Raw genomic sequence first — 7,494 nt, 5'->3', positions numbered from 1 at the left:
CTGAGTTTCATCTATTTTTTAACCAATGTAAATACCCCCTTGACAATTTAGCCATCACCTTAACTTGTCACTAATGGTCACTATCTCCTGAACTTCAGCAGAGCTAGCAGTTTCATCTGATGAAGAGATAAGCATTTATAGCTCGAATTGGTCAACTTTTCTAGAGCGGACACTTGATCAGTCAAAAATATTCTCTTTTTAAATAAAGGTATTAAATAGCTCAAACCATTATTCTGTAATGGTTTGAAGCACTAAAAGCTAGCGTCAATAATTTGACAAGCGGACAAATAATTTGACACTTGACACCACGGGATTAGCTGGATTGGGGATTGAAGATTATTGCCACAAATGAATTCGGGGTAGTGGCCAGAAACCGGGTTTTTTGACGAAAATACTTCGTTTTAGCCCGAGGCAAGAGTAAAAAAAACCGGTTTCTGAGCGTCGGAGTGCGGGCAGGACTTGAAGTATCGGTACTAAGTTAGATGCCCGATCGCTTAAAACCAGCGCTTTTTGAGTTTCTTCAAGTGCGATCGCCTCAAATTTTCCACCAACCGCCGCAACTGGTTCAAATTACCCGCTTCCCCGCCATACTTCCAGCGCACGTAAGCTTGCGAAACCTCCTCAATCACCTCAGCTTCATCAATTGCATGATTGCCGCGGATTGCCTCAGCATACTCCAAAGGCGTTTGAGCTTTCTGCTTAGTAAAACCCCTACTCGCCAAATCCTTCAGCATTTCCTGATAAACCCCCTCCACCGGCGGCAACTTCGCCAGCCAGCGGCGGTGGCGCCACTTGCGCCAAACTTGCCAAATTAACCAGCCAATAAAGCCAAAGCCGATCGCAGCAATCAAACCAGTAAATAACCCCACCCAACCCCTAGCAAACTGTCCCAGAAACCAGCCCACAATCAAACTTATCCAGCGAATTAGAAAACCTATAACTGAATCCAGCCCGCTTCTGAGAGGAGTCGGTAGCCAACCCGCGATCCACTGCCAAAACGATTCCAGCGCACTAAAAGTCTGGTTGTCTTCCACCGAAGCCGGAATCAGCGGATAACCGGGAATCGGATTAAAAGCAAACCAGCCGTGAGTGGGAAAATATACCTCCGTCATCAAAAAAGCGTCGGTATTTTTCACAACATAGTAACCAGTAAACGGGTTGAATTCTCCCGTATCGAAACCGCCCACCAGCCGCGCCGGAATCCCGACCGACCTCAGCATAATTGTCAGTACCGTCGAAAAGTGGTCTGGATATCCACCTGTAACTTTTTTGCCAGCCTGGGTGTTTTTGTAGCCAAACAGAAAAGCCTGGACTAAATCTTCACCTTCTTCTAAGTAAGGCAAAGCTTTTTCTATTTTGTAATTCGGATTTTGCTTTAAATATTGAGCCAAATACAAAGCTTTTTCGTAGGGAGAATCGAGCGGTCTGTCCGACTGAGATACTCTAGTTCTTGCCGCCAATATTTCTTCAGTTTTTTCTCGTACCTTCTCGGCAATTTCCGGCGGCACATCCAAATAGAACTTGCGAATATTTTTCGAGTAATTAGTACCAGTTTTCCCCAACAAAGAGCGATCGCGAAAAGGCACATTAGAAATCACCGTATAAGTCACCCCGTCTCCCAATTCCGCAGGCGCTCGCAAACCCCCCTCCGCATCAACTGCCACCTCTGGACTCGGAAAATAAAGCTCCTTCGGCTTGTTTAAAGCCGGAATCAAATTCGGCAATGGAGCAACAATATTATAAGTTTGAATCACCTCTTGAGTCCGAGGCGCATTGGGAAAAGGATTCAGATAAAATTGATAAGACCACCTAGGTCTATTCACCTTTTGAGCTTGTTCGTTGCGAGAAATTTCCCAACCCTGACCGGTGTATTTGTCAAAGCCTAATACCCGCCAAAAACCCGCAGCCTGCGATCGCACGCGCATCACCACTTGAGGTGTCATTTCCCCGCGCAAATTTTGATTGATGCGCTGGTTGAAACCGTAATAAAAAGTAGAGTCCACCTCTCCTGGCCCTTTCTCTTGGTTTCCCCCCCTTCCTCCGCCAGTTCCTTTTTCATTTCCCCCTCTAACATACCCCGGATTCAGAATGCTGCGCGAGTCAAACTCCCCCTGATATTCAATAGGAGCACTCACCGGAAAAGTCCGCAACTGATAGCCCGGGAGGCGCGGCAAAAACGCAAAAATAGTCAGCCCCAACCCGACAGTTATCAGCAGCAGCAAACCAAAATATTTGGGAGACAAAGTAGCCGTAAATAACGACCAGTTATTATTTTTCTCTTTACCTTCTACCGAATGCTTTGTATCTTCTACCTTTGAGAGTCCCAAGCGCGATCGATAATCCAACACCAAAGTTGGAAGTGCTACAGCCAAAAATAGCAACAGCAGCGGCCCAAAAGTCAAGGTTTGGCTGAGAGTCGCCGCTACGCTCAACAGAATCAGCCCGATGACTATCGAATAGCCCAAATCCTTGCGGCGGGGCAAATCGAAGCTGTGCAGCACTTGAAGTTGGATTAACAGTTGCGCCAAAACTAACCGCGTATCATTCAATTCTCCCACCAAGCGGCTAAAAAAAGCGAACAGTGCCACCAGCATTCCAATAGCTATGCAGAACTTAGCAGCTACATTGCGATCGCGGCGGCGGTACCAACTCCAAGTTGCTCCCACAATACTAACAGGCACAGCCCACAGGTTCAGGGCTTCTTCAGCAGCAACGTCAGTAGCTACAATTCCCACAATTACCAACAACTGAACTAGGATTCGCAGCAGTAAAGAATCCTCAACCACCGGCGGAGGCATAGCCTCGATCTGCTGCCACAGTTTACCCAAAACAGGTATATTTCGCAGGTTATCAGTTGTCATGTGCACCCATCCAACGATTTTAGATTTTAGATTTTAGATTTTAGATTGAATCCACAGATAAATCTGGGTTTTAACTAATATCTAAATCTTATCTCTCTGTCATTAGATTTTAGATTAAATCCACAGATTAACTTCACAGATGAATCTGGGAGCTTCAACTAATATCTAATTTTTTTTGCTTTCCACGACGACAGAAGTCGAGGGATTGCATCTGTTTTTGTGTGAGGTCAAACCAGAGAGTAAAAACCTAAATTATTTACTCTAAATAGGCCTTCCTAGTTGCTATCTTGTCCTGCCCCAGTTGGACGAATAGCAAACATCAAAGGTCTAGTCTCGAAGTTTTGGAATCGAACTTCTAGGGCATAAGTCTTGTCTGGTTGTGGATCGAACAACTCCACACTTAAATGCCCGGAATTCGGACGGTGTGCAGTTGCTTCGGCATCTCCTCCCTTGAGTTCCAAACTTCCTGCCCCCGGAAATTGGCACTCAACTCTTAAACACGGTATTGGCTGTTCTCTGTTGGGGTTCGACAGGTATTGAGCCTCCAGAGTCAGCGAACCCAAACCAGTCAGCCACTCCCGCGAAACCGGCGGCTGATTCACAGGACAATCCAAAGTTAGAGACTCAATGATTTCCTTGGCGGCCAACAGCGACAGCACCATTTGTTGATCGGTACTCGCCGCTTCGTAATTCGGGAAATCTTCTAAATCTAGAAGTCCCCGCAAAGAACCTCTAAGCACTAAACCAGCTAATTCGTTGAGTTCCTGAGACTGGCCCGGAAACAAGCCATCTACAGCGCGAACTAACTTCGAGCCTTCCCGCAGCGACGACATTACCAGTTCCTGACAAGGTTCTAGCAGTTGAGCAAAAACCCCTTGGGCGATCGGAATTGGCAGGCGGCCCCACCTGATATTTTGTAGTTGGGGAGTCCAGAGGTGCAGGGGGGGAACCCATTGGGGGGCTACATCGTCTGGGTAATCGTGGTCGTAGCTTTTGAATTCTGTTTCCCAGGGGAACAGCGGCGGGTTGGATTCAATTTCGGCTCTAAGCCTTTGTTTTAACAAGGTCTGAAAACGGTCTTGCACGGTCGGTATTTCTCCAATTGTCTGCGGTTGTGCGGGTGCATTGCTGTGCGCCCCCACTTGATAGTCCAGCGGGTCTGGTTCGTCCCATTCCCAGTATTCCACCCCGGAATTATCTTCTGTAGCGCCCCACTCTTCTGACCGAGGGGGCGGATTGAGGTTTTCCTCATCTTCGCTAGAGGCATTGGCGATGGGCGCCTGTAACATCCAGTCTAAAAAATGACGCTCGAAAGCCTCTGCATCCCTGTTCGTTTCGTTATTCATCACTAGATGCCCCTTCTCCGGAATCTGAACGATTTCGTAATTCCCAGGCAAGTTCGAGCAATTTAAACCACCGTTTCTGTACCTGGGCTACCGTGCTGCCTAGGGTTTGCGCGATCGCTGACTCTGACAGACCTTGTTGTTTCAACTTTAGCAAACGCTGTCCCTCTGGACCAATTTGCTCGCCAAAAACCTGCCACTGAGAAGGCAGCAAACCCAGATTGCGGTCTAAGTCTGCTTCCAGCCACTGGTGAACGAGTTCCCAGCGGTGCGACATGGCGAACCTGAGCAAATGGTACTTGAAGCGCTGCTGCAAATAGTCTCTTTGGCGGGGAGTTATGCCCAAAAGCGACTCTATTTCATTAGTCGGCAAGTCTTGCAAGCGCAGCACGAAGTAATCGGCGCAGTCTTGTTGATTGCGCTCTTTCAAGTAACCCACTAATTCGTCAATCACGTTTTGCCGCAGAGATTCTGACTCGTCGCCTAGCGGACGAATTGCCGCTGAACCCTGTCCGGCCATCGCTTCCCGCACCGAGTGCACCGAGGTGTCGTTCCAAGTTTGGTCGGAATCTGAAGCCCCTCCGTCGGCGGCTTGTTCCATATCTACGGAGGTTTCTTTGGGCTGCTGCTGGGAAAAGGTTTGGGCCCGTAAAATAATTAGTTGCTGGCTGCGGTTGCGAGGCAAAGGAATGCGCCGCTTGCCGAAGCGCTCTACAAAGGCCATGTACTCTGCTAGTTCTAAGCGAGTGCGGGGACTGTAGGTGGGTGGTAGTTGGGTTTCGCGCCGGAATGCCTTTAAAGCTTCGAGATAAAATCCTTGCAAAAAATCTTTGATCAGTTCTACTCGCGCCTGATAGCTAGACTGCACCTGCGGAGGAGTGATGTAGCGATAGACGATCGCGCTGAGGGTACTGTGCAATTCTACTCGCCCGGGTCCGGAGCCTAAATTGTAATAATGCAGGCATTGTTGCAAGCGGTGTTGAGCGAGGCTCTGGGCTGAACCTTCTATATCTCCGGAGGCTTGAATCCGCTGGCTTTCAGTGCATATCCTGTTGACTTCTGCTGCGAGTCGCCCTGCTACATCTTGGCAGTTCTGCTCTGACGCGCGAGTGGACTTTTTGAGTTCGTCTAACAGCCGTTCAAATATGGTTTCCACGCTCTGGCAGATTTCCCGCATGATGGTTTACAGCTAACAATGAAAGTAGCACAGTTAGTAAAAGTATGGATCAATCTTTCCTACGGCTACTTTAGCCCGTATTCCCCACATAGGAAAAACTGTAATGCCCTCGATCTCCTCCTCGCTGCAAACGCTGAGGACTGCTTTTTTTTAATCTCTCCTGACACGCCATCCGCCAAAAACCAGGTTTCAACAATTGTCACTGCAACGATGGTTCATCAGAGGGTCTGGTTTGACAAAGCCTTCATGCACCTGCGGGCCCAAAACGCCACACTGCCGTTGATAAGCTGTGTTGCATCTAGATTGCCTATGGTATTAGAGAGGGAGAGGGGGTGAAGGGGAGAGGGGGAGAGGATTTGACGATTTTTGATCGGGACTCGAAATATACAATTTAAATGCACAACAGCTTATTTTCGGCTTAGTGCTGCGCGTGGTGGTCACAGCAGCAAGTGTTCCTGAAGGTGAAGCAAGCAAACAGGTTCTCTCTTTCGGTCTACCAGATGGGACAAAGGGTTTCACGGCTGTATTCGATCGGGGTCTTCCGCCACTTTTGCCATAAAGTTTCGACGGCGATCGCCCGTCTGTTTCTTTGCAGCATCCTTCAACGTCGATTTAACGGTTTCAGTCAATATCATTTCTAGCATCCCAATTACACAGGTCAGAACCGCTCATGTCCGAAAATCTGTTTCCTAGCCTTCTAGGATAACTGGGGTTATATTTAATTGCAAGTCCCTTATGCCGTCATTTAAACCCGCCCGCACAATTAAGTGTGTGTGATGTTCGTTAACTTCGGCATAAATTCCTTGATTTTTACTAACAATCAGAGTGCAGCCTTTTTATATAGCGGGATTGAGCGGGCGATCGCCTGCCGCCCAATCGCTGTGTTCGCCAAACAACGGCAGTCCGGAACAATAAGTTTCATGGCATCTATCTAAGGGTATCTATATTGCGATTAATTTAACCGGAAATGCAGATATTTTACTAAAGTGCGAGGGTCTTCGATCGTCCTCTGGGTTGATGTAAGTGGCTGGCAAAATTTGTTTTAATAAATGTAAAGTTAGAGTTGAAGGAACAATTTCAATGCGTAAGTTAAACATAGGTCTATCTGACGAGCAGCGTGCAGGCGTTATCGAACTATTGAATCACGACCTGGCAGATGCTTATCTGCTGTTAATCAAAACCAAAAAGTATCACTGGGATGTAGTGGGCCCGCAGTTTAGATCGCTCCACCAGTTGTGGGAAGAACACTATCAGGCCTTAACACTAAATATCGATGCTATGGCCGAACGGGTGAGAACTTTAGGTGGCTATCCAATTGGTACTGCTGAGGGTTTTCTCAAGTATGGCTCGATTAAAGAACATATCGGCGATTTGCCTTTGGCTACGGAAATGGTATCGCGTTTAGTTGACGACCACGAACTGATTATTCGCAATCTCCGCCAACACGTCGAACAGTGCGGTGAAGAGTTTAAAGATGACGGCACCGCAGACTTTTTGACTGGTTTGATGGAACAGCACGAACAAATGGCTTGGATGTTGCGATCGTTTATTGAAGGGGAATCCCTGTCGCCAGACGGCCAGCAGCCACAAGCTCAAACTCCTACAGCTTCTCACGCTTAGAGAGCAATACTTAACTGGCAAATAGTTATCTAAACTTACCTATACTTATTTGCTTTAGGTAAGTTGACTGTGGATCGCACTCCGTGCGATCCATACTTAATAACCTTTGGCGATCGGGGGATAGCCTACTTACCTTGGAATTAGCCGTCTACCCAATAGCATAGGAAAGTAAACACCACTTATCTTATATAAGCCTAACGCGAAGAAAGATAAGTTTGGATAGGTTTTACGAAGCCGATTAGGTAGACGGAAGAAGGAAGAAGGAAGAAGGAAGAAGGAAGAAAGGAAAATTTAGATTTTTTTATTTAATCCTCTTTCCTGATTGTCTATCGAGCAACCAGACAGAATTAAACGCCCTCTAGCTTCCTCAAAAACCCGGTTTATTCAAAAAACCGGGTTTTTCAATGTTGGGTTTATTTATAGCAACCGCCAAGACGGTTAGGACATTCTCGATCGCTGAAACCATTGCTATTACTGCTTCTTCCTTCTTCCT

The 7,494-nt window shown here is 47.2% G+C and carries 4 protein-coding genes; 1 reads left to right on the top strand and 3 read right to left on the bottom strand.

Going from position 1 to position 7,494, the window contains the following annotated elements; genetic code table 11:
• Positions 1 to 494 precede the first annotated feature (494 nt).
• From QUB61_RS36630 to hetZ, 3 genes are all read right to left on the bottom strand, one after another.
• A complete protein-coding gene (locus tag QUB61_RS36630) occupies positions 495 to 2,861 on the bottom strand; it encodes a transglutaminaseTgpA domain-containing protein (protein WP_333136001.1) in 2,367 nt (788 codons plus the stop codon).
• A 275-nt stretch (positions 2,862 to 3,136) separates the two neighbouring features.
• Complete coding sequence (locus QUB61_RS36625) at positions 3,137 to 4,207, bottom strand: hypothetical protein (RefSeq protein ID WP_333135999.1); 1,071 nt, start codon at positions 4,205 to 4,207, stop codon at positions 3,137 to 3,139.
• On the bottom strand, positions 4,200 to 5,381 hold the full coding sequence (gene hetZ / locus QUB61_RS36620) for a heterocyst differentiation protein HetZ (RefSeq protein ID WP_333135997.1): 1,182 nt from the start codon (positions 5,379 to 5,381) through the stop codon (positions 4,200 to 4,202). Before hetZ ends, QUB61_RS36625 begins: the two co-directional genes overlap by 8 nt.
• Positions 5,382 to 6,461: 1,080 nt before the next feature.
• On the opposite strand from hetZ, the gene QUB61_RS36615 reads away from it, so the two are divergent.
• On the top strand, positions 6,462 to 7,001 hold the full coding sequence (locus tag QUB61_RS36615; protein ID WP_332953341.1) for a Dps family protein: 540 nt from the start codon (positions 6,462 to 6,464) through the stop codon (positions 6,999 to 7,001).
• Positions 7,002 to 7,494 lie beyond the last annotated feature (493 nt).

The sequence above is a fragment of the Microcoleus sp. C2D2 genome (genome assembly GCF_036702495.1).
GTDB lineage: Bacteria > Cyanobacteriota > Cyanobacteriia > Cyanobacteriales > Microcoleaceae > Microcoleus.
The sequence above is the reverse complement of the archived record's forward strand: the minus strand, read 5'-3'. Positions and strand labels throughout refer to the sequence as shown.